The following is a 24,026-nucleotide window of genomic DNA, read 5'->3' on the forward strand; positions in this document are numbered from 1 at the left end:
CGCCGATCAAGATGGGCGGCAAGATGCGCGTGGCAGATATGCGGATCGCATGTTCTTGACTGTGCCTGCCCGACCACGACCGGAAGCATAGGATGAGGCTGTTCGGATCGCCCCGAGCGTTTTCGCGCGCCGCCTAAGCGGCCTCGCGCAGGCCGGCCAGGAAGGTATCGACGCTTTGAAACAGCGCAGCCGCGTGCCGGCTGAGCTCGCCGGAGGCGCCCAGTACGCTGGCGGCCAGTACGCGTGACTGGTCGGCGGCCTGGCTTGCGCCTGTGACGTTGAGCGAGACCTCGCTGGTGCCGGCGGCGGCCTGTTGCACGCTTCGCGCGATCTCGCGGGTCGCCGAATCCTGCTCCTCGACCGCCGCCGCGATGGTGGTGGCGATGCCGCTGATCTCCCGGATCGTATCGCTGATGCCGCCGATCGCGGTCACGCAATTGCCGGTGGCGGACTGGATGGCGCTGACCTGCCCGGCGATCTCCTCGGTCGCCTTCGCGGTCTGGCTGGCCAGTTCCTTGACCTCGGACGCCACCACGGCAAAACCTCTGCCGGCGTCACCGGCGCGCGCCGCCTCGATCGTCGCGTTGAGAGCCAGCAGATTGGTCTGGCTGGCGATCGCGCCGATCAGTCGAAGCACGTCGCCGATCTTCTCGCTCGCGGCGGTCAAGCTGCCGACCATCTCGGTGGTTTGGCTGGCCTTGACCACGGCGCCATCGGCAACCCCGCTGGAATGGGTGACCTGGCGGCCGATCTCGGCGACGGACGAGGCCAATTCCTCGGTCGCGGCGGCAACCGTGCTGACGCTGGCCGATGTTTCTTCCGACGCAGCGGCCGCGGCTGAGGCCCGCTCCGACGTCCCATTGACGCTGGTCGTGATTTCACCGGCCACGCGCTGCATATCCTTGGTCGCTTGCGCGACCGCGCCGACCACACTCTTGACGTCGGCCTCGAACCGGTCGGCCATCTGGCGTTGCAGGGCTTTCTTCTCCTGCTCAGTCTGCTGCTTGGAGGCCTCCTGCGCCTCGCGCAGCGTGAGCGCCTCGATCATGTTGCGGCGGAATACGTCGACGGCGACCGCCATGGTGCCAAGTTCGTCTTTCCGGTCGCTGCCGGGGATCGTGACCTGGGTATCGCCGCTGGAGAGGCGGTTCATGACAGCGGTAATCGCTGCCAGCGGCCGCGACAGGCCGCGTCCGAGCAGGAAGGCCAGCAGAATGGCGGCGGCCAGAATCACGGCGGTGCCGAGCAGGAGATTGCGCTGCGAACTCGTCGCGGCCGCCTCGTATTCGGTGGTGTCCTTGATGACTTCAAGTACCGCGATCGGCTGGCCGGCGTAATTCTTGATCTGCCCGACATAGAGCGCTGCGGCATGGCCGCCGAAGGTCGCGTCGCGCTGCAGCGTCGCTCCGTCCAGCACGCTCTTGAGTTCGTCCTGGGTGGCGACCACGCCGTCGCCGAAGGTCGAGGACAGCGTCTTGAAGGCCTTGCCGTCGAACCAGTGCACGGCAAGGTCGACGCCGAAGCGCTGTTTGGCGCGGTCGACGAATTCCTTGCCGAAGGTCACGCCGACATCGACCACGGCGAGACTCTTGCCGTCGCGCATGATCGGCGTGATGGCGAAGATGCCGAGCGTATCACGCCCCGGTTCCACGCCGACAATCGGTTTTCCGGTCTTGTTGGCTGTCACCACGGTGACGCGACGTGCCGAGATGTCGTCGCCGAACGCCTTGGGGTCGTGGGTCCGCAGGAACATGGTCGCCGGCGGCAGGATCAGGTTGAGCAAGGGCATGCCTTGCGTCTTCAGCGCATGGTTGGCGTCGCCAAGCAGCGCGGACAGCGCGTCGCGATCGCCCTTGATGACGGCCTCGGCAACCGGGGGTAGGGCGGCCACCGTGGTGCTGACCGCGAGCGCGGCGCGTCCCTCATAGTCGAGCGCGGCGATCACACTGTCATATTGCAGCTTGAGCTGCTGTTCGAGGGCAAGCTGCGTCAACGCGCGCTGCTGCTGAATCGAGAAGGTTCCGAGGATGGCGCAGGCCACCGCGACGGTCAGCGAAATGGCGAGGATCAGACGCGCCGCAATCGATCGAAGTTTGAACATGGGGTACCCGACTTCCGCAAGCTAGAATGCCGGAAACTCCCAGAAACTCCTTAAGATTTGGAAACGATGAGATCGTTGGCCCGTAGTTATACGGGGACTGCTGAATATGCGTAACGCAGGACGGTCGAGGTCGGTCACGCAATGACACGCATTTTCCTCACCGCGCCAGCCCCAGCACCACAAGCAGCGCGCTGTCGAGTTGCTCGGATGCGTCGATGTCAAGTGTCCCTAGCACCTGCCGCACGCGGTCTCGGCGCAACGCGTTGATCTTGTCTGTCATGATCTGTGAGCGGAGCCGCAAGCCGTTGCTTGTGGTGGGCTCAACAATTGGGCGCAGGCGATGGAATTCCGTGACCTCGGACGACATCGGGCAAATGAGAATGGAGGTCGTCGTATCGCCGAGTTCGTCCGCCTGAACGATGACACCGGGACGCGGCTTTCCCATGTCGCCTTGTGCGACGACAAGCACCACGTCACCGCGCTTCACGACCAGTCGCCGGGATCGCGCGCCACATCCAGCCAATCATCAATCGCCGCGTTCTCAGGATGCCTCGACAGCATCGCGCCCTCGCGGTGGATTTCCGCCAGGATGCGCGGATCGCGCAGGTCCGGCACCCAATGTTGCACCGGGCGCAGCCCCTGCTTGCGCAAGCGCTCGCGGCGCGAAGCCATGCGCTGCTGCGGAGTCCGGGGTTTTGTCTTCTTCGGGGTGGTGGCCATGTAGGAATCGTAACATGTTACGTAAAAAAATTCAATGGCTCAAGATAGCGTTCCTTAGGTGTGTGACTACTAAAGTCGATAGGGCGAGTTTCGGCTCGTGCGTGCGCCAAATCGCGGGGGGAGGAGAACAGGATTAACTACGAGCCAATGCGATATTCGGGAGCAGACCAAGATTGTCTCCAATTAAGCTTTTCGCTCAGACCAAAGATAAGGCCAAACTCATCCAGGAACGCTGTTGATATCTTTTCGTCGCGAATGAGAATCGCGTTTTCCAGTGAATTCGAAGCGTTGTGGGTGAGGTTGAACGAGCCGGTCCAAACTGCATAAGGCTCATATCCTTCGTTGCTAGATTCTTCGTCGACAGTAACCGTTCTGCAAAAAACTAAGAATTTATTGTGCATTCTTGGAAATGCAGCTGACTTGGCGCTGTTGTGTGCGCCTACGCATCTGACAGCGTCACTTTCGGGCGAGCCCGCATAGTCGTAACGCCCGGTTTGGCACAAGCTATATCGGATGAATTTTGGAAGTTTTGCGTAAGCTTCGCGTTGGCGTTTTTGCTTCCAATCGCCACTATCGGGTCGAAGAAAATCTTCCTTTTGAACCACAATCCCGACGGCCTTTTTTGTGGCTAAGGCGTTAAGCACGGGCATGCTGGTCAGCCAGGCTACGCAACCGAAAACAGCATCTGCCGAACTGATTTGCTCAACGAGCTTTTCTGTAAGATTTCGGAATAAAACTTCGACGTCAGCATTGCATCGCATCGAGTGATCCGTATTTTGCAACGACACATCAGCGCCATCAGCGTTCGCAATCATTGCGGTTCTAAAACTGAACTCCTTATCCATCTTACGGCTCCTTTGATCACCTTCGAATTCGCAACTCGCGCAATTAACGAAGTCGCTCGATCAAAACCGGTGTTCGAGATTGGACGCCAGAATAACCCCTCAGCTATCCACCTTCAGCGCGGCAATGAAGGCTTCCTGCGGGATGTCGACCTTGCCGAACTGCCGCATCTTCTTCTTGCCTTCCTTCTGCTTCTCCAGAAGTTTGCGCTTTCGCGTAATGTCGCCGCCGTAGCATTTGGCGGTGACGTCCTTGCGCAACGCGCGCACGGTCTCGCGCGCGATCACCTTGCCGCCGATCGCCGCCTGGATCGGAATCTGGAACATGTGCGGCGGGATCAGCTCCTTCATCCGCTCGACCATGGCGCGGCCGCGGCCTTCGGCGCGGGTGCGATGCACCAGCATGGAGAGCGCATCCACCGGTTCGTTATTGACGAGGATCTGCATCTTGACCAGATCGGCCGGCTTGTAGTCGGTCAGATGATAGTCGAACGACGCGTAGCCTTTCGAAACCGACTTCAGCCGGTCATAGAAATCGAACACCACTTCGTTGAGCGGCAGGTCGTATTTCACCATCGCGCGCGAGCCGACATAGGTCAGCTCCTTTTGCGATCCGCGGCGGTCCTGGCACAGCTTGAGCACGCTGCCGAGATATTCGTCGGGGGTGAGGATCGTCGCTTCGATCCACGGCTCCTGGATCTCGGCGATCTTGACCACGTCGGGCATGTCGACCGGATTGTGGATCTCGATCTCCTGGCCGTCGGTCAGATGCATCTTGTAGATCACGCTCGGCGCGGTCGCGATCAAATTGAGATCGAACTCGCGCTGCAGCCGCTCCTGGATGATTTCCAGATGCAACAGCCCGAGGAAGCCGCAGCGGAAGCCAAAGCCGAGCGCGGCGGAGGTTTCCATCTCGAACGAAAAACTGGCGTCGTTGAGGCGCAGCTTGCCCATCGCTGCGCGCAACGTTTCGAAATCGTCGGCATCGACCGGGAACAGGCCGCAGAACACCACCGGGATCGCTGGCTTGAAGCCCGGCAGCATTTCGGTGACAGGCTTGCGATCGTCGGTGATGGTGTCGCCGACGCGCGTGTCGGCTACTTCCTTGATCGCGGCGGTGATGAATCCGATCTCGCCGGGGCCGAGCTCATCGACCTGCGTCATCTTTGGTGTGAAGAAGCCGACGCGCTCGACATCGTAGGCGGCGTTGGTGCCCATCATGCGGATGCGGCTACCTTTCTTCATCACGCCATCGACCACGCGAATGAGCACGACGACGCCGAGATAGACGTCGTACCAGCTGTCGACCAGAAGCGCCTTCAGCGTCGCGTCGGGGTCACCCTTTGGCGGCGGCAGTCGGGTGACGATGGCTTCCAGCACGTCGGGCACACCGAGGCCGGTCTTGGCCGAGATCATGACGGCCTGGGAAGCGTCGATACCGATCACATCCTCGATCTGCTGCTTGACCTTCTCAGGCTCGGCCGCGGGCAGGTCGACCTTGTTCAGGACCGGCACGATCTCGTGATTGTTGTCGAGTGCCTGGTAGACATTGGCGAGCGTCTGCGCCTCGACGCCCTGGCTGGCATCGACGACCAGCAGGGAACCTTCACAGGCCGCCAGCGAGCGCGAGACTTCGTAGGCGAAGTCGACATGGCCCGGCGTGTCCATCAGGTTGAAGATGTAATCCTTGCCGTCCTTGGCGTGATACTTCAGCCGGACGGTCTGCGCCTTGATGGTAATGCCGCGTTCGCGCTCGATATCCATGGAATCGAGCACTTGTTCCTTGCCCGCCATTTCGCGATCGGTAAGGCCGCCGGTCATCTGAATCAGGCGGTCGGCCAGCGTCGATTTGCCATGGTCGATATGGGCGACGATGGCAAAGTTGCGAATGTTGGAAATGGGGGCCGTTGTCATGGGCGCGGGATAGCATTCGCCCCCCGCTGCGGCAACCGGAATGCGCCGTTTTAGGACATGATCCCGGACTGGCGCGTCTTCACGCCAAGCTGATTCCACTTTGCGCGAAAACGCGCTAGGCACGGGTCATGTCTACTGCATCAATTTCAGCCGCGAGGTCGCGCACGCGTCGCCGGCCGAGCATCCGGCGATTGGCCGCGTGGTTTGCAGCCTTAGCGTCGAATCCCAAGGCCGGCCCGTGGCTGGTGATCTGCTTTGCCGCGGTTCACGCCGTGCTCTGGACCTTGATCCTGATCCAGCTCAAGGCAGCGCAGGACGTCCACACCGACGTCGCGGAGGCCTATGCCTGGGGACAGAAATTCCAGCTCGGCTATGGCAAGCATCCGCCGTTGTCGGGATGGATCGCAGGGCTGTGGTTCGAGTTTTTCCCGGCCGCCGATTGGGCCACCTATGCGCTGGCGATGGCCACGGTCGGCTGCGGGCTCGTGATCTGCTGGCTGCTCGCCTTGCGCGTGGTGGATCGGCGCCGCGCGTTCTTCACCGTGGTCATGCTCGCAATCTATCCGATCTTCAATTTCAAGGGCTTCAAGTACAATCCGGATCTGCTGCAACTGGTGACGCTGCCGCTCTTGGTACTGGCCTATCTGCATGCGTTCGAAAAGCGGACCGTGCGTGCCGGCCTGTGGCTGGGACTGGCCGGTGCGCTGGCGCTGATGACGAAATACTGGGTCCTGACCATGATCGGCGCGGTCGGGATTGCGGCGCTGCTTCATCCCGATCGGTTGAAGTTCCTGCGCTCGCCGGCGCCGTGGGTCGCGATCGCCACGCTGGTGGTGGCGATGCTTCCGCATCTGTGGTGGCTGAAAGAGGTCGACTTCGCGCCGCTGACCTATGCCGGCGACGTCTATGCCATCACAAGCCGCGCGCTCTGCGTGGAGCTTGTCCTCGGCTATATCGGCCACAATCTCGGGCTGCTGGCCGTGCCGGTTTTGCTGGCGGCCGTGGCGCTGGCGTGGCGGCATCCGCTGACGCTGCGGGCGCGCGCATGGGCCTCCGGCGCCAATAGCGGCGTGAATCTATCGCAGGCGCTCAATGTCTGGATCATCCAGATTGTGGTGGCGATCGGGCCTCCGCTCGGCGCGCTGGCTTTCAACATCTACCTGAAGACCGATTGGGGAATCTCGCTGTTCTTTCTGGTGCCGCTGGCACTGATCGCCATCCCCTCGCTGCGTCTTCCGAAAATCGCGCTGTTTTACCTCGTCGCGATCTGGTTCGTGGTCACGCTCGCGGTGCTTGCCGCATCGCCTTACATCGCGGCGCGTGAGATGGCCGAGAATCCCAATGGTGCATCGGGCTACAGCGCGCGTTCCGAACTCGCCCGCGAATTGACCGAAGCCTGGCATCAACGCTTTGGTTCGCGCTGGCACGTGGTCGCCGGCACGACCGAGGTTGGCGAGCCGATGACGTTCTACAGTCAGGATCATCCGGCGCCCTACACGCCCGGCGAGATCTGGGCGTCAGGGCTGACGTCGCTCGAGGAGGCCAAACGGCTCGGCTTTATCGGCATCTGCGATACGTCGGATTACCGGCTCAAGGATTGCGAAGCCTGGATGGCGGCGAATGCCGCTCAAGGCGAGCATCTCGTCATTAACACCCGGCGCTTCTTCCAGGGGCATGCCGGGCCGTCGACGAGCTGGAAGGTCTATATCGTTCCGCCGGCGAAATAGCCGTTCGGTGCCGCGGCTCGACGAGGTGGTGAGCCGGTTAGGTGCCTTCTTCGTGGAATTTGTCGGCGACCAGTTCGGTGATCGCGGCCAGGGCTGCTTCGGCTTCGGGGCCGGCCGCGGAGACGACGATCGATGTTCCCGGTCCCGCGGCGAGCATCATCAAGCCCATGATCGAGGTGCCGCCGACGGTCTCGCTGCCGCGCGTCACCCAGATCTCGGCGTTGAAGCGCTCGACCATCTGCACGAATTTCGCCGAGGCGCGCGCGTGAAGACCGCGTTTGTTGATGATGGGCATTTCCCGGGACAGCGCGCCCGGGGGGACGCTTGGCGCCGCGTTGGTTTCAACGGGCGTGTCGTCGTCGTCGCTCATTTGCCGGCGAGAACGCGACTGGCGATGGTGACGTATTTGCGACCGGCTTCCTGAGCCATCGAGATCGCATCGGGAAGCGATCGCTCTTCGCGAACCTTGGCGAGCTTGACCAGCATCGGAAGATTGATCCCGGCAAGCACCTCCACTTTCGGGCGGCTCATGCAGGAGATCGCCAGGTTGGAAGGGGTTCCACCGAACATGTCGGTCAGGATCGCGACACCATCGCCACTGTCGACACGATTGACAGCCTCAATGATGTCACTTCGACACAAATCGGAATCGTCTTCGGCTCCGATCGTGACGGCTTCAATTTGTTTTTGCGGACCCATGACGTGTTCCAGCGCCGCCTTGAACTCGTCGGCAAGGCGCCCATGGGTCACAAGCACTAGACCAATCATTGGAAACTCCTCGCGGGTGCTTTTGGTGCACCGCACGAACGCGCCACTTTGACCATCCGGAGCCCCTGCGCAAGAGGGGACCTTCGCGATTCTCCCGGAATCTAACGGTGGAGGGGAACCTGCGCCGGTCTATTCGGGCGCGATACTGGCCTTTATATGGTTACCAAATCCCTTCACGCAATCAGCCGAAAGCGGGCTGGAATCGGTACCCGTGGCCGTTGTCAGGGCAGCCACGACCAGTGGCAGCGCCATAAATCCTCTGCTTATCGGGATTCGAGGTATTATTACACCTTGAATGTTTGTCTGAAGCGCCTGCGGTGGCGGCAGACGCTCGGCGTCGTCGGCCACGAGATCAACCACCAGCCCCACGATGCCCTCCTCAGCGAAGTCGCAACGGCGGATACCGAGGCCGCGAATCTCGATCAGGCCGGCCAATGGCCGGGCCGGCCGGACCATCAGTTGGTTCCCCCTTGCCTGGAGGTGGACGCGATCGTCACCGACCAATACGGCCGGGGGTATTTGGCCGGCGCGGCCGGCGAGGATCAGCTCGAACGCCAACCGCGATTTGCCGGCCCCTGAGGGCCCACGGATCAGCACGGCCTGATTTCCCACCAGCACCGCGGAAGCGTGGATGCTTGCAGCTACACCGTCCGTCATGGTTCCGGCAGCCGGACCACAAAGCGCGCGCCGGCGACCGTCGGCTCGCCGTCGGCTCCGGGGGGACCTGCGCGATTTTCCGCCCAGATGCGCCCGCCATGGGCTTCGATGATCTGTTTGGAGATTGACAGCCCCAATCCGGAGTTCTGGCCAAAGCCCTGATGCGGCCGATCGGTGTAAAAGCGCTCAAAAATGCGCTCCAGCGCATCCTCGCGGATTCCCGGCCCGTCATCGTCGACCACGATTTCAATTTCCGATTTCACCCGGCGGCAGACGATGCGCACCTTGCCACCGGCATTTGAGAACGACTGGGCATTGACCAGCAGATTGGAAATGACCTGTCCGAGCCGTGAATCATGGCCGGGCACCGAGAAAGTATCGTTTCGTCCCTCGAAGCGGACTTCGACACCGACGTCGTGGCCAAGCTTGGTCTCGTTGGCGACCGTCGTCAGGGTGCTGAGCAGGCGGCGAAGATCGACCGGCGTCATGTCCTGTCGCTGCAGTTCGGCATCGAGCCGGCTCGCATCCGAAATGTCCGATATCAGCCGGTCGAGCCGCTTGACGTCATGCTCGATGACAGCAAGCAACCGCGAGCGGCTGCTCTCGTTGCGCGCCAGCGGCAGCGTTTCGACCGCGGATCGCAGCGACGTCAGCGGATTCTTCAATTCATGGGCGACATCAGCGGCGAACATCTCGATCGCCTCCATGCGATTATAGAGCGCGCCCGTCATGTCGCGCAGCGCGCCGGAGAGATGGCCGATCTCGTCGCGGCGACCGGTGAAATCTGGAATCTCGACCCGGGTCCGGATGCGGCGGCGGACGCGCTCGGCGCTGTCGGCGAGCCGGCGCACCGGTCCGGCAATGGTGCTCGCCAGCAGCAGCGACAACAGGATCATCACCGCCGAGGCGACGCCGCCGACTTTCAGAATGGCGAAGCGCTCGGCCGTGACCATCTGGTCGATGTCGCCGCCCTTCGTCGACAGCATCAGCGCGCCGTACACTTCGCGGTTCGATTTGCGTTGCACCGGCACGGCGACGGAGACGATGACCTGGCCGCGCTCGTTGATGCGCACCATGCTGCCGCCCTGGCCGTTCAGCGACTTCACGACCTCCTGATAGCCTCTGCCGTTCTCGGGGCCGAGTTCCTGATAGAGCGGCAGGTCGCCGCGATTGAGCCAGGTGCGGATCGCGATCATCGCGCGTTCGACGATGCCGGGCTTGGCGGCGGATGGGGGTGCCAGTTCGTTGGTCACCACCTGGCCGCGGCCCAGCAGAGAGGCGCTGTCGAGGATCAGCCCTCCGTCGCGGTCGAAAATACGTGCCCGGGTCGCGGTCGGCAAAATCAGTTCGCGCAGGATCGGCGCCACGCGCTCCGGATTGATCGGGAAATCCGAATATTCGTCGGGAGCGGCATAGGTTTCCCCGGGCTTCAGATCGAGCAGCCGGTCGGGGTCGATGGTGATGGTATTGGTGTCGACGGTCGCGGACGCCGCGATCCAGCTGGCGATGATTTCGGCCTGGACCTGCAGGCTTTGCGCGCGCGCGTCGATCAGGCCGGCGCGGAATTGCGAGAGGTAGAGGATACACGCCACCAACGCCACGAGGCCGGCGAGATTGAGTGAAACGATGCGGCGGGTGAGGCTGGAGAAGCTGAGCGCAAAGAAAAACTGGCCGGCGCGGTGCAGCCAGCCAAGCGGCGATCGCCAGCCTTTCGCGCCCGGGCTTTCGAGGGCAGCGGAATCCCCGGCAAAGGACGGCGCGACATCCTCGGCGTTCAAATTCGAATCAGGCTGGGTTCGATCGAGCAATGGCCAAAACTGCCGGTTGTTTCGAAAAGGTCTTGCGATGCGCGTCGCACTTCGCATCCTATCCCAGGCGAACGGAGGCGTCAGCCGACATTACGCGCGCCAAAACGCAGAAGTCCCCTCGTTTCAGATCAGGTTTCCTTGAAGCGGTAGCCCACGCCGTACAGGGTTTCGATCATCTCGAACTCGTCATCGGCGACCTTGAACTTCTTGCGCAATCGCTTGATGTGGCTGTCGATGGTGCGGTCGTCGACATAGACCTGATCGTCATAGGCTGCATCCATCAGGGCGTTGCGGCTCTTCACCACGCCGGGACGCTGGGCCAGCGCTTGCAGGATCAGAAATTCCGTCACCGTCAATGTCACCGGCTCGTTCTTCCAGGTGCAGGTGTGACGTTCAGGATCCATGCGCAACAGCCCACGATCCAGCGCCTTGGCGTCGGTCTCCTTGGGCACCGCGGTCGGATCCTTGGGCGCTGCACGACGCAGCACGGCCTTGACGCGCTCGACCAAAAGGCGCTGCGAGAAAGGTTTACGGATGAAATCGTCGGCGCCCATTTTGAGGCCGAACAATTCGTCGATTTCCTCGTCCTTGGAGGTGAGGAAAATCACCGGCAGATCCGACTTCTGCCGCAGCCGCCGCAGCGTCTCCATGCCGTCCATGCGCGGCATCTTGATGTCGAGGATTGCAAGATCGGGCTGGCTGGTGCGAAAGCCATCCAGCGCAGAAGCGCCATCCGTATAGGTCATGATACGGTAGCCTTCGGCTTCCAGCGCGATCGAGACGGATGTGAGAATGTTGCGGTCGTCGTCGACCAGGGCGATTGTGGGCATGAGCCTGCTTTCAGATACGTGGTGGCTGAAACGGCGAGCAATCCAGCGATACGCCGCATAAGTGGGCTTCGGACGCGGTCAACGAGCAATGCAAGCTGGGCTGAAGTGTGACCGAGTTCCGCAAAACGCTTCGCGTTCCGAAGCGTTCCAACCATCTAGGGCTCAGTTTACTCGAAAAAAGGCTCTTATTGCAACAAGATACCGGGGCATAAGTGATGCAACCCACCGCTGATTTTGACCCTGCTGGGCTGGCCCGGTCGCTGTTACGGCGCAGCCGGCAGGGGGCTTTGGCCACCCTGATGACCGGGAGCGGCGATCCCTATTGCTCGCTGGTCAATGTCGCCAGCCATGCCGATGGCTCGCCGATTCTGCTGATTTCGCGCCTGGCGGTGCATACCAGGAATGTCCTCGGCGACAGCAGGGTTTCCCTGATGCTGGACGAGCGGGCTGCCGGCGACCCGCTGGAGGGCGCGCGGATCATGCTGGCGGGCCAGGCCGTGGAGGCTGGGGCGGACGATCTGGAACTCCTGCGCCGCCGCTATCTCAACGCCCATCCATCTGCGGAAGCATTTGTAAATTTTAAGGATTTTTCCTTCTTCCGGATCCGCCCGAACGGGGCCCATCTGGTGGCTGGATTCGGGCGGATCGTCGACCTCGAGCCGGAACAGTTCCTGACCGACATTTCCGATGCGGCTTCGCTGCTGGACGCCGAGCAGGGCGCCATCGACCACATGAACGCCGATCACCGCGACGCCATGAACCTCTACGCGACAGCGCTGCTGGGAGCAGATCCCGCGGACTGGCGCTGCACCGGCTGCGATCCTGATGGCATCGACATGCAGGCGGGTGGCCGGACATTGCGGCTGGACTTCCCGCGGCGGATTGCCACGCCCGCCGCGCTGCGGCAGACGCTGAAGCAACTCGCCGATCAAGCCCGCGCTGCAGCAAATGCCTGAGCTGAAATCACAGCAGCTCTGGAATAAACCAAATATCGCGGGATCGGCTTGGCAAGCTCAGCGTTCATCACTATTAGGTCGCCGGACCCAAGCCAGACGGCTATATTGAAGGTCATCGCGACGCTGGCGCGTCTGCCTGCATTCGCGCTTTAGATACGCGGTTCTAGGAGGATTCTTCCGTGCAAGAGACGGGCGTGCATAACGGTGCCTTCGGCGCCGATAAATTCGGTCTCAGAAAACTCAAGGGCGTGAACTGGAATTTCGGTGCACCCCAACTCTATGAGCACTCGCTTCGCAACGGTGAAGCGGTGCTCTCCGCGGATGGCGCGCTGTGCGCGGACACCGGTGAGTTCACCGGCCGCAGCCCCAAGGACAAGTTCACCGTTCGCGACGCCACCACCGACAAGAACATGTGGTGGGCCGGCAATCAGTCGATCACGGCAGAACAGTTCGAGGCGCTCTACACCGACTTCCTCAAGCATGCCGAAGGCATGACGCTATTCGCGCAGGACCTCTACGGCGGCGCCGATCCAAGCCATCGGATCAAGACTCGCGTCTTCACCGAACTCGCCTGGCATTCGCTGTTCATCCGCACGCTGCTGATCCGGCCTGACGCGTCCGATCTCGCGGGCTTCGTGCCGGAGCTGACCATCATCGACCTGCCAAGCTTCCGCGCCGATCCCAAACGCCACGGCGTGCGCTCGGAGAATGTGGTCGCGATCGATTTCGCCCGCAAGATCGTCCTGATCGGCGGGTCTTATTATGCCGGCGAGATGAAGAAGTCGGTGTTTACGACGCTGAATTACTATCTGCCCGAAAAGGGCGTGATGCCGATGCACTGCTCGGCCAATGTCGGCCCCGACGGCGACGCCGCGATCTTCTTCGGCCTCTCCGGCACCGGCAAGACCACGCTCTCGGCCGACCCGAAGCGCACGCTGATCGGCGACGACGAGCATGGCTGGGGCGGTGACGGCATCTTCAACTTCGAAGGCGGCTGCTACGCCAAATGCATCAAGCTGTCCGAAGAGGCTGAGCCCGAGATCTACGCCGCCAGCAAGCGTTTTGGCGCGGTGCTGGAGAACGTCGTTCTCGATGAGCGCACCCGCGAACCTGATTTCGACGACGGTTCGAAAACCGAAAACACCCGTTCGGCCTACCCGCTCGAATTCATTCCCAACGCCTCGCGCACCGGCCGCGCGCCGCACCCGAAGAATGTGGTGATGCTGGCTGCCGATGCCTTCGGCGTGATGCCGCCGATTGCCAAGCTGACGCCGGCGCAGGCGATGTATCACTTCCTGTCCGGCTACACCGCGAAGGTGGCGGGTACCGAACGCGGTCTCGGCAAAGAGCCGCAGCCGGAATTCTCGACCTGCTTCGGCTCGCCGTTCCTGCCGCGCGATCCCGCCGTCTACGGCAATCTGCTGCGCGACCTGATCGCCAAGCACAATGTCGATTGCTGGCTGGTCAACACCGGCTGGACCGGCGGCAAATACGGCACCGGCCGCCGCATGCCGATCAAGGTGACGCGCGCGCTGTTATCAGCGGCGCTGAACGGATCGCTGCGCAATGCGGATTTCCGCACCGACAAATATTTCGGCTTCGCGGTGCCGACTTCACTGCCCGGCGTCGAGCCGCATATCCTCGATCCCGTGAAGACCTGGGCCGACAAGGCCGAGTTCGACAAGACCGCGCGTGCGCTGGTCGGCATGTTCCAGAAGAACTTTGCCAAGTTCGAAGCGCAGGTCGACGCCGACGTTCGCGCCGCCGCCCCCGAGGTAAAACTCGCGGCGGAGTAAATTCGGCCGAATAGTCAAACGTAAAAAGGCGGCTCAATGAGCCGCCTTTTTATTTGTTGGCGATCCAATTTTCGATCGGCTCAATTATTATCCGGGAATACCGCGTTGCTCGGCGTCGGCCGGTCCGTGATCTGCAAGCCGAACAGGCTGCCGATCAGTTCGACCGCGACGCGCGCGGTGCGGCCGCGTTCATCGAGGAACGGATTGAGCTCGACGATATCGGCCGATCGCACCAGGCCGGAATCGTGCAGCAACTCCATGACGAGATGGGCCTCGCGATAGGTGGCGCCGCCCGGCACCGTGGTGCCCACACCCGGCGCGACGGCCGGGTCGAGGAAATCGACATCGAAGCTGACATGCAGCACGCCGTTGCGGGCCTTCACCCGTTCGATCACCCGCCGGATCAAGACGCCAACGCCGAACTCATCGATGGCGCGCATATCGGCCAGCACCACAGGACGGTCGCGCACCAGTTTCTTTTCCAGCGGATCGATCGAGCGGATGCCAAACAGATCCAGTTGATCGGGATTGATGGAGACGCGCGGCTGTTCGCCGAGCAGGTCATCAAGGCCGGGCTCGCCGCACAGGAATGCCGCGGACATGCCGTGCATATTGCCGGTGATGGTGGTTGCCGGCGTATTGTAGTCGGCGTGGGCATCGAGCCACAGCACGAAGAGCGGCCGGCCCTGTTCCTGCCAGTAGCGTGCGACGCCGTTCACCGATCCCATCGAAAGGCTGTGATCGCCGCCCATGAAGATCGGGATGGCGCCGGTGCGGGCAAGTTGCCAGGCGCGCTCGCTGAGTGCGCGAACCCAGGCTTTGACCTCTTTATAATATTTGGCATTTGCGGGCGGCGCACCGTCCGTTGAAACCATAGCGGGCATGGCGAGATCGCCGTGGTCTTCGACGGCGAGTTCCAGTTGCTCAAGGACCCGTGCAATGCCGGCCGTGCGCAATGCCGCCGGCCCCATCAGCGTGCCGGCCTGCGAAGCGCCGATTTCAATGGGGATACCGAGCAAAGCGATCCGTGGTTTTTTTGATTGATCAGCTTCGGACATCGCGCGCGGCTTTCAAGGTTGGAACGGGCCATAGCTACACGACCGTCATTCCGCATCGCCCCGGAATGACGTTACCAACTTGATATGCCCTACCTTATCAAGCCTTGAAATAGGCGATCTGGGTTGTGGTCGCGAGCAGGCGGCCCTCGGGTGACCACAGCTCGCCATGTTGATCGCCATAACTCCGGTGAAAGATCTTGGCATCGGCGATGGCGAGAACGCGGGTGATGTTTTCGGCCGCCAAGCTTTGCGCATCGGTGTGGAAGTAGGTCGTCAGCGACACCGTGCCGAACGGCACCAGCTCATTCCGCGCATGAAACACGCGGCCGAAGAACGCATCCGACATCGACATCAGCGACAGCGCATCGATCTTTCGCGGCACGCGGTCGCCGATCCATAATTTGGAGAACGCAGTGGCGGGCGCGGCCTGCGGCGAGGAACCGAATTTCGGTTCGCCCTCGACAAAGCGGAAATCATATTGCTTGACCCAGGGTGCGGCGACCTTGGCGTAAGACAAGGTCTGCTCGAACGCGGTGGTCTGCGGAAATTGCGCCGGCTGGTGCGACCATGACGGGCGGCGTTCGGCAAAAACGGCGGTGGCAAGCGTGGCGACGTCAGCGCCGCCTTGCGTCATCTCGACGGCCCAGTGCTGGGTCGAACGGTTCGCCTTGACTAGGCGGACGTCGAGATCGAAAGCGCCTTGGGCGACCGGGGCGCAGAAATTGACGGTAAGCGAAAGCGGATCGCCGGCGCGCTGCGGATGCTCGATCAGCGCGCGCAGCATCGTCGCCGCCGTCGCGCCACCGAACGGTCCGACGAAGGCCCAGTAATCGTCGCTGGTCCGCCCCTGCCAGCGGCTGTCGCCGGCGGTGACTTGGGTGGCGTCATCGAACAGGTGTTTGGTTACGGCAAGCATGGAATCCCCCGATGCCCGCGCAGTATCACGGCTATATTGCCCAGTTCAATGACGCGGAACGTCATCGAATGATGGTTTGAAATCGGGAAGAGGGGCGATGCGATCGTCGACGCGAGGTCAACGCGTCGCTCCGCGCTGCGCGGCCGGTTCCTGCGCCGCCGCCGGCGAGGTCCCGCGCACCGGCACATCCCAGATATCCTCGGCATATTCGCGAATGGTGCGGTCGGAGGAGAACCACGCCATCCGCGCGACGTTGAGGATAGAGGCCCGCGTCCAGGCCGGCACCACTTGCCAGCGCGCGTCGATGCCGCGTTGCGCCTCATAATAGGAATCGAAATCCGCGCTGACCATGTAATGGTCGAGATAGCGCAGCGCGTGCGCGATCGATTCGAAGCGGCCGGGATCGTCGGGCGAGAATTCGCCGCTGCCGATCGCGTTGATGGCGCGCGAAAGCCGCGGCGAGCGCCGGATCACGTCGGTCGCATCCAGCCCCTGCTTGCGCCGCACCACCACGTCCATCGCCTCCATGCCGAAGATCGCGATGTTTTCGGCGCCGACATGATCTCGGATTTCGATATTGGCGCCGTCGAGCGTGCCGATGGTCAGCGCGCCGTTCAGCGCGAGCTTCATGTTGCCGGTGCCGGAAGCTTCCATGCCGGCGGTCGAAATCTGCTCGGACAGGTCGGCGGCCGGAATGATCACCTCGGCAAGACTGACATTATAGTCGGCGAGGAAAGCGACCTTCAGGCGTCCGGCGACGACGGGATCGTTGTTGACGACTTCGGCGACGTCGTTGATCAGCTTGATGATCAGCTTGGCGTAGCGATAGCTCGCCGCCGCCTTGCCGGCGAAGATCTTCACCCGCGGCACCCAGTCCCGCTGCGGTTCGTCCCTGATCGCCTGGTACAGCGCCACGGTCTCGATGATGTTGAGCAGCTGGCGCTTGTATTCGTGGATGCGCTTGATCTGGACGTCGAACAACGCGGCTGGATCGACCCTGACATTGAGGCGCTCGCCGATCAGCCGCGCCAGCGCGATCTTGTTGTGATGCTTGACGCTGCGGAATTGCTGCTGGAACGCGTTGTCGCTGGCGCGGCTCTCCAGCCTTGAAAGTTGCGAGGGATCGTCGAGCACCGCTTCGCCGCAGGCCTCGCGCAACAGCTCGGTCAGTCGCGGATTGGCCAGCATCAGCCAGCGGCGGAAAGTGATGCCGTTGGTCTTGTTGGTGATGCGATCCGGATAAAGATAATGCAGATCGTGGAACACGGTCTCCTTCATCAGATCGGAATGCATCGCCGAGACGCCGTTGACGCGATGCGATCCGACGAATGCCAGCTGGCCCATCCGCACCCTGCGTCCGGACTTTTCGTCGATCAGGGATACCGAGGCGCGGAAATCGACATCGTCGGGACACCGCGCATCCGCCAGCGCGAGGTGCGCGACGTTGATGCGGTAAATGATATCGAGGTGACGCGGCAGCAGGCGCTCGAACAGCTCGACCGGCCAGGTCTCGAGCGCTTCCGGCAACAGCGTGTGGTTGGTGTAGGACAGCGTCGCGACCGTGATCTTCCAGGCTTCCTCCCAGCGGAAGTTATGGAGATCGACCAGGATGCGCATCAGCTCGGTGACGGCGAGGCTGGGATGGGTATCGTTGAGCTGCACCGCGACCTTTGACGGCAGACCGCGCAATTGCCCGTCGGACGCGAGATGGCGCTGCACCAGATCCTGCAATGACGCCGAGACGAAGAAATATTCCTGGCGCAGTCGCAGCTCGCGCCCTGCGGGGCTCTCGTCATTCGGGTAGAGGAATTTGCAGATCGCCTCGGCTCGCGCCTGTTCGGCGCTGGCGCCGAGATAGTCGCCGGTGTTGAAGACATCGAGCCGGAGCGGATCCGGGGCGCGCGCCGACCACAGCCGCAACGCGTTGACGTGCTGTCCGCGCCACCCGACGATCGGCGTATCGTAAGCAACCGCTTGCACGGTTTCCGCAGGATGCCAGACCACGCGTTCGCGGCCATTGGCGTCGGTGATGCGTTCGATGTTGCCGCCGAAATGCACGTGATAGACCACCTCGGGTCGCTGGAATTCCCAGGGATTGCCGAAGCCCAGCCATTCATCGGGATATTCCTGCTGCCAGCCCTGCGCGATGATCTGGCGAAACAGACCGAAATCGTAACGGATGCCGTAGCCAATGGCGGGAATGGCCAAGGTCGCCATGCTTTCCATGAAGCAGGCCGCAAGCCGCCCCAGACCGCCATTGCCGAGCGCCGCATCGGGTTCGCATTTGCGCAAGTCCGAGAGTGCGACGCCAAGATCGCCGAGCGCCGTCTCGAATAACGGCAACAGGCCCATATTGTTCAGCGCGTCGGTGAACAGGCGGCCGATCAAAAACTCCAGGCTGAGGTAATAGACCCGTTTGCGGCCGGCGTCGTAGCTCTGCTTTTCGGCCGTGAGCCAGTGGTGCACGATGCGGTCGCGCAGCGCCAGCGCCGCCGCCTTGTACCAGTCGTGCCGGGTGGCCATGCCGGCGTCCTTGCCGATCGCAAGTCTTAGCTTGGCAAGGATCGCGCCCTTGATCTCGGCCAGCGCCAGTTCATCGACCGGCTGGCCGAGGACCGGAAAATTTCCTGGGAAAGATTGATCTGGCAATGCTCGATCCTGGAAGTTTGAGTCCCTGTGAAATCATACGCGCCTTGCAGGTGGATCGAAACCCGCCAACGGCATCGTTGTGCAATGCGCTGGTATGATTTTATGCAAGGACCGGGCCGATTGCGGCCATTCGAGCGTCGTTTTGGTGGTATAAGTTCGGCGGGAAGCCGCCGCGATAGAACGGCTATTCAAGGAGGAACCCGGCCATGAGATTGATGATCGAGATCGCTGCCGCCGCGCTGATTGTATGCTGCATCAGCGTCCCGAGCGCGGCCTTTGCTGCCGGCAAGCCGGGCCAAAGCGCCGACGGCTTGAGCTGTTCTTTCAGCGTTCCCCAGAATGCTTCACCCGCGGCGCGTTGCGCCGCGATCCGCCGGCAATGCGGCGGAAAATTCTACGCCAATTACTGCGGCGACAAGATGCTGTCGGCGATGTGAGCGGCTGAAACGGAAAACAGCCTCAGCGCTAATCTAGCAATGACCGAAAAAATAGAAACAGTGGCTAGGGGCGCTTGGCTGTACGACCGAACGGTATTGCGACCAATATCGATTTTACGAAAACCTGCGAGCATGGCCTATTCTCGATACGACGACGCGACCGATCAAATCGACGAAAACAGACCGATCCCTAAAACGAAGGATGGCTTCCTGTACTTTTGCTCTTTGGGTAACTCAGGTGAACACTTCACAGCTGAAGATGCAAAGGCTTGGGCCGACGCCCAACCATGGGGTCCCGTCACGTGGTTGTCGTAAGGGGCAGTCGTCAGAACAAATTAAGAACACTTTAGCAAGTCTTTGATATATCATAGTGATTCGGCGCCAGTGCCAACACAACATCTATGGTCTTTCCGAGCTTGTGAGGACTACATGTCCACCATTGCCTTCAATCAATTCGCGCTCACCCGCATTGCCGACTTCGCGCGCTCGCTGTCGCGGCTGCATCAGGCCTCGCGCCGCCGGATCGTCGATGACGACCAGATCGACCGCGAATTCAACGCGGTCTGCCTATCGGTGTGGGGCTACACCACCGACGATTTCAGCGACGATCTGTTTTCCGCCGCCGATCACGCCTGGCTTGATACGCTCGATGAAGCGCATGCGCGCATCTTCGCCGCCGAGCAGGGTTACGACCTCGTCGACGATCAGGGCATGCTGACGGATTGGTGGGGTTATTGCTGGATGATCCTCGCCGAGAAACGCGGGCTGCTGACGCCGGAAAACCGCGCCGCGGCGCGCGCTGCGATCGAGGAAAAATATCTGTCGGCGCCGAACGTCATCGGCGTCATCGTCGCGCGGTAAGGTGTTTTCGTCTTTGCGAGGGGCAAAACGACGAAGCAATCCGGCAGTTATAAATTTGCTTTGGATGGCTTCGCGGAGCCTGTGATCGGGCGGCGCTTTGCGCGGACCCGTTGGCTTGCAACGAGTTGTTCGAATGAACGCCGCTTAATCCACTTCCGCGCGCTTGCCTCGCGCCAGCGTCGATTTCGGCACCGAGGTCACAGGCATTGCGTCGGGGCCGGTGTCGAAGGCGGGTGTCTCATCCGCCACGGTTTCCGCGCTCACTGGCGCCACTTTCATCTCGCCAAGCCGCGCGCGCACGTCTGCGGTCAAGCCCGGATATGAGGCGACCGGCGTGAATTCGGCGGTTTGGCTGTCGCCGACCTTGACGCCGGAATACGCCACCAGCCCGTCGGTGGTCGCAATCACGTCGCCGGGGCGCAGCGAGGTGTCGAGCGTGAGATCGATCGGAGCGAGGCCGGCGGGATCGCGGCCGTTGCAGGTGCAGTCGGCGCGCATCGTCTTGCGATAGACGTAAGCGTTCTCACTGTCGGCATAGCGCTCGCCGGTCGTGGACGAGGCGCTGTCGATGTTGCCGCCGAAGAAGACCTTGGTCGGGCTTGCCGGGCAAAAGGCCTGGCACAACTGCACCGGCGTCGCGTTGCCGCGCGCCAGCGGGAAATAGCGGCCATCGCAGCTTCGCACGCAAAACGCAGGTCCGGAGCCGCCGGCCGATGCGACCGGGCGCGGCGGCGGGGCAGGCTGCTGGTTGGCGCCGAACGGATCGGCGAAGAAACTCGCCTGTGGCGGCGTCTGACGCTGCTGCTGTTTCTGGAGCCCGCCGAACAGGAAATCAAACAGCCCTTCGGCGGAGGCGACGCGCGGCGCGGAAGCGATGGCGCCGGTGAGCACGACGGCGGCGGCCAACATCACGCGGCGCCGCATGCGCGAAAAAGACAACTCGGTACGCAACGCTTACTCCACCCCACGCCACCAAACCAATGCTGGAGCTTACGCCCGAGCACGGCTTCACATTAGTTCGGGATGGTAAACGAGCTATGAGCAAGCGCCGGGCTGCTGAAAAGAAATGCAGATCAGCAGGACTTCAAGAATCTCTTCGTCGCGCCGCGATCAATCCTTCAAAAATTCCCCGGCCTTGTAGAGCGAACGGAACGGCAGCCCGGCCTCGGCAAACATCTCGGTCGCACCCTCGTCGCGGTCCACCATGGTCAGCACCAGCGCGACCTCGCCGCCGGCTTCGCGCACGGCTTCGACCGCTTTCAGCGCCGAGCCGCCCGTCGTGGTGACGTCCTCGACGATCACGACGCGCTTGCCCTTCAGGCTTTCGTCTTTCGTCAATCCCTCGACCGCGAGCCGGGCGCCATGCTCCTTCGGCTTCTTGCGCACGAAGAACGCCGCGATCGGGTGGCCCTTGATCCAGGAGAGCTGCGCGATGGCGCCGGCCAGCGGCACCGCGCCCATTTCCAGTCCGCCGATATAGTCGAGGCCATCGTCTTTCAGCGTCTCATAGGTCAATTCCGCCAGCAGCGCCGCGCCTTCGGGATCGAGCATGGTCGGCTTGAGGTTGAAATAGAAATCGCTCTTGCGCCCCGAAGCCAGCGTGATTTCACCGCGGCCGAACGAGCGTTTGCGGATGATCTCGGCGAGGCGGGCGCGGGAGGCTGATTTGGACAATGGTTTTTCTCGGAAGTTTTCGGGGTGGGCCGCAATCTATCGGCGGATGGCCGCACATTCCAGCGTCGATGTCGCGCCGTCAACAGCAGGGCCAGCCCGCGCAAAGGCCGGTTGTAACGCTCAAAGGTTCCGGGGTAGGGGATACCCCGCTTTCACCGCGCGAGAACGGGCGAGATAAAAATGACCATCGAATTCCACACCTGGAACACGCCGAACGGCCGCAAGATCAGCGTCGCACTGGAGGAGATGGGGCTGCCGTACAAGGTGATCCCGGTCAACATCAGCAAGGGCGAACAGATGGCGCCCGCCTTCCTGGAGATCAGCCCCAACAACAAGATTCCGGCGATCGTCGATCCTGATGGACCCGGCGGCCAACGCGTCAGCGTGTTCGAGTCCGGCGCGATTCTGCTCTATCTCGGCGAGAAGACCGGCAAATTTCTGCCCAAGCCGCTGATCGAGCGCATCCCGGTGCTGGAATGGCTGATGTGGCAGATGGGCGGCTTCGGGCCGATGCCGGGCCAGGTGCATCACTTCATTGCGCTGGAGAACGAGCAGGAGCGCGCCTACGGCCTGAAGCGTTTTATGGCGGAGACGCGCCGGCTCTATGGTGTGCTCGATCGCAGGCTCGCGACCCATGAATTCGTCGCGGGCGAGCTCTCGGTCGCCGACTTCGCGATCCTCGGCTGGGCCTGGCGGCATCCGCGCCACAAGGTGGAGCTCTCCGATTTCCCCCACGTCGGCCGCTGGTACGAGGCGCTGATGGCGCGCCCCGCCGTCAAGCGCGGCATGGAAGCGAAACTGGATTGATACGAGCGCGTCATGCCCCGCGAAGGCGGGGCATCCAGTAATCCAAGGCGTCTCGGGCCGGAACAGAGTTCACGGTGTACCGAATCATCCGCTTTCGCGGATGATGACAGCCCTGCCGTGCCATCACACCCGCTTCGCCTCGAATGCGATCTTCACCGCAAGTCCGGCGAGCACGGTGCCCATCAGCCAGCGCTGCACCAACAGCCAGCTTGGCCGGGTGCCGAGAAACAAGGCGATCGAGCCGGCGGTCAGCGCGATCACGGCGTTCACGCTGACGCTGATGACGATCTGGATCGATCCAAGCGCCAGCGACTGCGTCAGCACGCTGCCCTGCGCGGGATCGATAAATTGCGGCAGCAGCGCCAGATACAGCATCGCAATCTTCGGGTTCAGCAGATTGGTGACGAACCCCATCGCGAATAATTTGCGCGGCCCGTCGACCGCGAGCTTCTTCACCTGAAACGGCGAGCGGCCGTTCGGCTTCACGGCCTGCCATGCCAGCCACAACAGATAGGCCGCCCCGGCCAGCCGCAGCGCGTCATAGGCGTAGGGCACCGCGAACAGGAACGCGGTGATGCCGAACGCCGCGCACAGCATGTAGAACACAAAGCCAAGCGCAACCCCGCCGAGCGAAACGATGCCGGCCGCGGGTCCCTGCGTGATCGAGCGCGAGATCAGATAGATCATGTTCGGCCCCGGTGTCAGCACCATGCCGAACGAGACGAGGGCGAAGCCGAGCAGTGAGGCGAGATGGGGCATAACAACTTTCAATGTAATGCGCGTCGCAGCGGGAATCCATTTCATAAAATGCACAGCCGTTAGTCGAATATTCCAGCCGCAAACAGATCGAAGACGTCGTCACGATGAACGGCCGGTTGTCAGCGCGAACCAGATTGCGATACCGACCAGCGCCAGCGCGAGCCCGCGCCGTATCATGCGACGACGGTTGGCAGTTGCCACTGTGGCTTGCAATGTGCCTGCCAACGCGACGATAGCTGAATGGATGGAGGTGGCGATTGCGACATAGACCATGCTCAGCAATAGTGTCTGCAGAACAGCCGGGCCAACGTCGACTGAAATGAATTCCGGCAGCACGGCAACGTAAAACACCGCGGCCTTCGGATTAAGCAGATTGGTAATCAGCCCGCGCCGGAAGGCAAGCCACGGGCGGCCGCCATTGCCTTCGATCGCGTCCGGCGCCGTTTCGCGCTCACTCGCCCAGCTTTCCCAGGCAAGCCACAGCAGATAGGCCACGCCGCCCCATCGCAGCAAGCCGTAGAGCAGTGGAGAACTGTCAATCAGTGCGGCCAGCCCGAGCGCCGCTATGACGCCATAGATCATCAGGCCCAGCGCGATGCCGGCAACAGCGGCGAAGCCGACACGTGTGCCGTTCGACAGCGACAGCGCCGCCAGATAAGTCATGTTGGGCCCCGGCGTGATCTCGATGATCAACGCGGTCAGCGCGAATGCCACCAGCGAGCCCAAGTCACCCACGCGCAGCCTCT

23 protein-coding genes are annotated in these 24,026 nt (G+C 62.1%); 6 read left to right on the forward strand and 17 right to left on the reverse strand.

Going from position 1 to position 24,026, the window contains the following annotated elements:
• Window positions 1–133 precede the first annotated feature (133 nt).
• The 5 genes from BLV09_RS27455 to lepA form a co-directional block, all read right to left on the reverse strand.
• Entirely contained in the window at window positions 134–2,101 is a 1,968-nt protein-coding gene (locus BLV09_RS27455; RefSeq protein WP_146689636.1) for a methyl-accepting chemotaxis protein, read from the reverse strand.
• A gap of 157 nt (window positions 2,102–2,258) precedes the next feature.
• Complete coding sequence (locus tag BLV09_RS27460; RefSeq protein WP_146689637.1) at window positions 2,259–2,588, reverse strand: type II toxin-antitoxin system PemK/MazF family toxin; 330 nt, start codon at window positions 2,586–2,588, stop codon at window positions 2,259–2,261.
• Window positions 2,585–2,821 carry an antitoxin MazE family protein gene (locus tag BLV09_RS27465; RefSeq protein WP_146689638.1) on the reverse strand — a complete coding sequence of 79 codons (237 nt, stop codon included), beginning with the start codon at window positions 2,819–2,821 and terminating at the stop codon, window positions 2,585–2,587. The genes BLV09_RS27460 and BLV09_RS27465 overlap by 4 nt, the downstream gene beginning before the upstream one ends.
• A 137-nt stretch (window positions 2,822–2,958) precedes the next feature.
• Complete coding sequence (locus tag BLV09_RS27470) at window positions 2,959–3,666, reverse strand: phospholipase D-like domain-containing protein (RefSeq protein ID WP_197684984.1); 708 nt, start codon at window positions 3,664–3,666, stop codon at window positions 2,959–2,961.
• Between the two features lie 99 nt (window positions 3,667–3,765).
• Window positions 3,766–5,577 carry a translation elongation factor 4 gene (gene lepA, locus BLV09_RS27475; protein ID WP_100385352.1) on the reverse strand — a complete coding sequence of 604 codons (1,812 nt, stop codon included), beginning with the start codon at window positions 5,575–5,577 and terminating at the stop codon, window positions 3,766–3,768.
• Window positions 5,578–5,705: 128 nt separating this feature from the next.
• Here lepA and BLV09_RS27480 point away from each other — a divergent pair, with 128 nt between their 5' ends.
• On the forward strand, window positions 5,706–7,304 hold the full coding sequence (locus BLV09_RS27480; RefSeq protein WP_146689639.1) for a glycosyltransferase family 39 protein: 1,599 nt from the start codon (window positions 5,706–5,708) through the stop codon (window positions 7,302–7,304).
• 37 nt (window positions 7,305–7,341) lie between these two features.
• Here the strand turns inward: BLV09_RS27480 and BLV09_RS27485 are convergent, their stop codons facing one another.
• The 5 genes from BLV09_RS27485 to BLV09_RS27505 all read right to left on the reverse strand — a co-directional run bounded on the left by BLV09_RS27485 (window position 7,342) and on the right by BLV09_RS27505 (window position 11,367).
• Window positions 7,342–7,674 (reverse strand): HPr family phosphocarrier protein, encoded by a 333-nt coding sequence (locus tag BLV09_RS27485; RefSeq protein ID WP_100385354.1) that lies wholly within the window; start codon window positions 7,672–7,674, stop codon window positions 7,342–7,344.
• On the reverse strand, window positions 7,671–8,072 hold the full coding sequence (locus BLV09_RS27490; protein WP_100385355.1) for a PTS sugar transporter subunit IIA: 402 nt from the start codon (window positions 8,070–8,072) through the stop codon (window positions 7,671–7,673). The genes BLV09_RS27485 and BLV09_RS27490 overlap by 4 nt, the downstream gene beginning before the upstream one ends.
• 129 nt (window positions 8,073–8,201) lie before the next feature.
• Window positions 8,202–8,729, reverse strand: coding sequence for an HPr kinase/phosphorylase (locus BLV09_RS27495; RefSeq protein ID WP_146689640.1), 528 nt, complete (start codon window positions 8,727–8,729; stop codon window positions 8,202–8,204).
• Window positions 8,726–10,537 (reverse strand): sensor histidine kinase, encoded by a 1,812-nt coding sequence (locus tag BLV09_RS27500; RefSeq protein ID WP_146689641.1) that lies wholly within the window; start codon window positions 10,535–10,537, stop codon window positions 8,726–8,728. The genes BLV09_RS27495 and BLV09_RS27500 overlap by 4 nt, the downstream gene beginning before the upstream one ends.
• A gap of 128 nt (window positions 10,538–10,665) precedes the next feature.
• Window positions 10,666–11,367, reverse strand: coding sequence for a response regulator transcription factor (locus BLV09_RS27505; RefSeq protein WP_100385357.1), 702 nt, complete (start codon window positions 11,365–11,367; stop codon window positions 10,666–10,668).
• A gap of 215 nt (window positions 11,368–11,582) precedes the next feature.
• Here BLV09_RS27505 and BLV09_RS27510 point away from each other — a divergent pair, with 215 nt between their 5' ends.
• Both BLV09_RS27510 and BLV09_RS27515 read left to right on the forward strand, forming a co-directional pair.
• Complete coding sequence (locus BLV09_RS27510; RefSeq protein ID WP_146689642.1) at window positions 11,583–12,323, forward strand: HugZ family protein; 741 nt, start codon at window positions 11,583–11,585, stop codon at window positions 12,321–12,323.
• A 179-nt stretch (window positions 12,324–12,502) separates the two neighbouring features.
• The gene (locus BLV09_RS27515) at window positions 12,503–14,119 is read left to right on the forward strand and encodes a phosphoenolpyruvate carboxykinase (RefSeq protein ID WP_100385359.1); all 1,617 of its coding nucleotides are present in this window, start codon (window positions 12,503–12,505) and stop codon (window positions 14,117–14,119) included.
• A gap of 80 nt (window positions 14,120–14,199) precedes the next feature.
• On the opposite strand, the gene rocF is transcribed toward BLV09_RS27515, so the two are convergent.
• The 3 genes from rocF to BLV09_RS27530 all read right to left on the reverse strand — a co-directional run bounded on the left by rocF (window position 14,200) and on the right by BLV09_RS27530 (window position 18,742).
• Window positions 14,200–15,177 (reverse strand): arginase, encoded by a 978-nt coding sequence (gene rocF / locus BLV09_RS27520; RefSeq protein WP_146689643.1) that lies wholly within the window; start codon window positions 15,175–15,177, stop codon window positions 14,200–14,202.
• Window positions 15,178–15,274: 97 nt separating this feature from the next.
• Complete coding sequence (locus BLV09_RS27525; protein ID WP_146689644.1) at window positions 15,275–16,093, reverse strand: acyl-CoA thioesterase; 819 nt, start codon at window positions 16,091–16,093, stop codon at window positions 15,275–15,277.
• A 117-nt stretch (window positions 16,094–16,210) separates the two neighbouring features.
• A complete protein-coding gene (locus tag BLV09_RS27530; protein ID WP_146689645.1) occupies window positions 16,211–18,742 on the reverse strand; it encodes a glycogen/starch/alpha-glucan phosphorylase in 2,532 nt (843 codons plus the stop codon).
• A gap of 206 nt (window positions 18,743–18,948) precedes the next feature.
• On the opposite strand from BLV09_RS27530, the gene BLV09_RS27535 reads away from it, so the two are divergent.
• Together BLV09_RS27535 and BLV09_RS27540 are read left to right on the forward strand one after the other, a co-directional pair.
• Window positions 18,949–19,179 carry a hypothetical protein gene (locus BLV09_RS27535; protein ID WP_146689646.1) on the forward strand — a complete coding sequence of 77 codons (231 nt, stop codon included), beginning with the start codon at window positions 18,949–18,951 and terminating at the stop codon, window positions 19,177–19,179.
• Window positions 19,180–19,608: 429 nt separating this feature from the next.
• Window positions 19,609–20,040: a hypothetical protein gene (locus BLV09_RS27540; RefSeq protein WP_146689647.1), complete on the forward strand. Its 432-nt coding sequence runs from the start codon at window positions 19,609–19,611 to the stop codon at window positions 20,038–20,040.
• A 144-nt stretch (window positions 20,041–20,184) separates the two neighbouring features.
• Here BLV09_RS27540 and BLV09_RS27545 read toward each other — a convergent pair whose 3' ends face one another.
• Together BLV09_RS27545 and pyrE are read right to left on the reverse strand one after the other, a co-directional pair.
• Entirely contained in the window at window positions 20,185–20,964 is a 780-nt protein-coding gene (locus BLV09_RS27545) for a DUF2865 domain-containing protein (RefSeq protein ID WP_146691327.1), read from the reverse strand.
• A gap of 186 nt (window positions 20,965–21,150) precedes the next feature.
• Window positions 21,151–21,714 carry an orotate phosphoribosyltransferase gene (gene pyrE / locus BLV09_RS27550; RefSeq protein WP_100385369.1) on the reverse strand — a complete coding sequence of 188 codons (564 nt, stop codon included), beginning with the start codon at window positions 21,712–21,714 and terminating at the stop codon, window positions 21,151–21,153.
• Window positions 21,715–21,894: 180 nt separating this feature from the next.
• Here pyrE and BLV09_RS27555 point away from each other — a divergent pair, with 180 nt between their 5' ends.
• Window positions 21,895–22,521, forward strand: coding sequence for a glutathione S-transferase family protein (locus BLV09_RS27555; RefSeq protein ID WP_100385370.1), 627 nt, complete (start codon window positions 21,895–21,897; stop codon window positions 22,519–22,521).
• 123 nt (window positions 22,522–22,644) lie between these two features.
• Here the strand turns inward: BLV09_RS27555 and BLV09_RS27560 are convergent, their stop codons facing one another.
• Together BLV09_RS27560 and BLV09_RS27565 are read right to left on the reverse strand one after the other, a co-directional pair.
• Entirely contained in the window at window positions 22,645–23,280 is a 636-nt protein-coding gene (locus BLV09_RS27560) for a LysE family translocator (protein ID WP_146689648.1), read from the reverse strand.
• A 99-nt stretch (window positions 23,281–23,379) separates the two neighbouring features.
• A complete protein-coding gene (locus tag BLV09_RS27565; protein WP_146689649.1) occupies window positions 23,380–24,015 on the reverse strand; it encodes a LysE family translocator in 636 nt (211 codons plus the stop codon).
• Window positions 24,016–24,026 lie beyond the last annotated feature (11 nt).

Origin of the sequence: Bradyrhizobium canariense, from assembly GCF_900105125.1 — a bacterium.
Classification (GTDB): Bacteria; Pseudomonadota; Alphaproteobacteria; order Rhizobiales; family Xanthobacteraceae; genus Bradyrhizobium; species Bradyrhizobium canariense_A.

What these genes read in the sequence shown, in the direction of transcription:
- BLV09_RS27455 (WP_146689636.1), bottom strand. Translation starts at nt 2,101, where the DNA reads ATGTTCAAACTTCGATCGATTGCGGCGCGTCTGATCCTCGCCATTTCG.
- BLV09_RS27465 (WP_146689638.1), bottom strand. Translation starts at nt 2,821, where the DNA reads ATGGCCACCACCCCGAAGAAGACAAAACCCCGGACTCCGCAGCAGCGC.
- BLV09_RS27470 (WP_197684984.1), bottom strand. Translation starts at nt 3,666, where the DNA reads ATGGATAAGGAGTTCAGTTTTAGAACCGCAATGATTGCGAACGCTGAT.
- lepA (WP_100385352.1), bottom strand. Translation starts at nt 5,577, where the DNA reads ATGACAACGGCCCCCATTTCCAACATTCGCAACTTTGCCATCGTCGCC.
- BLV09_RS27480 (WP_146689639.1), top strand. Translation starts at nt 5,706, where the DNA reads ATGTCTACTGCATCAATTTCAGCCGCGAGGTCGCGCACGCGTCGCCGG.
- BLV09_RS27485 (WP_100385354.1), bottom strand. Translation starts at nt 7,674, where the DNA reads ATGAGCGACGACGACGACACGCCCGTTGAAACCAACGCGGCGCCAAGC.
- BLV09_RS27490 (WP_100385355.1), bottom strand. Translation starts at nt 8,072, where the DNA reads ATGATTGGTCTAGTGCTTGTGACCCATGGGCGCCTTGCCGACGAGTTC.
- BLV09_RS27495 (WP_146689640.1), bottom strand. Translation starts at nt 8,729, where the DNA reads ATGACGGACGGTGTAGCTGCAAGCATCCACGCTTCCGCGGTGCTGGTG.
- BLV09_RS27505 (WP_100385357.1), bottom strand. Translation starts at nt 11,367, where the DNA reads ATGCCCACAATCGCCCTGGTCGACGACGACCGCAACATTCTCACATCC.
- BLV09_RS27510 (WP_146689642.1), top strand. Translation starts at nt 11,583, where the DNA reads ATGCAACCCACCGCTGATTTTGACCCTGCTGGGCTGGCCCGGTCGCTG.
- rocF (WP_146689643.1), bottom strand. Translation starts at nt 15,177, where the DNA reads ATGTCCGAAGCTGATCAATCAAAAAAACCACGGATCGCTTTGCTCGGT.
- BLV09_RS27525 (WP_146689644.1), bottom strand. Translation starts at nt 16,093, where the DNA reads ATGCTTGCCGTAACCAAACACCTGTTCGATGACGCCACCCAAGTCACC.
- BLV09_RS27535 (WP_146689646.1), top strand. Translation starts at nt 18,949, where the DNA reads ATGAGATTGATGATCGAGATCGCTGCCGCCGCGCTGATTGTATGCTGC.
- BLV09_RS27540 (WP_146689647.1), top strand. Translation starts at nt 19,609, where the DNA reads ATGTCCACCATTGCCTTCAATCAATTCGCGCTCACCCGCATTGCCGAC.
- BLV09_RS27545 (WP_146691327.1), bottom strand. Translation starts at nt 20,964, where the DNA reads ATGCGGCGCCGCGTGATGTTGGCCGCCGCCGTCGTGCTCACCGGCGCC.
- BLV09_RS27555 (WP_100385370.1), top strand. Translation starts at nt 21,895, where the DNA reads ATGACCATCGAATTCCACACCTGGAACACGCCGAACGGCCGCAAGATC.
- BLV09_RS27560 (WP_146689648.1), bottom strand. Translation starts at nt 23,280, where the DNA reads ATGCCCCATCTCGCCTCACTGCTCGGCTTCGCCCTCGTCTCGTTCGGC.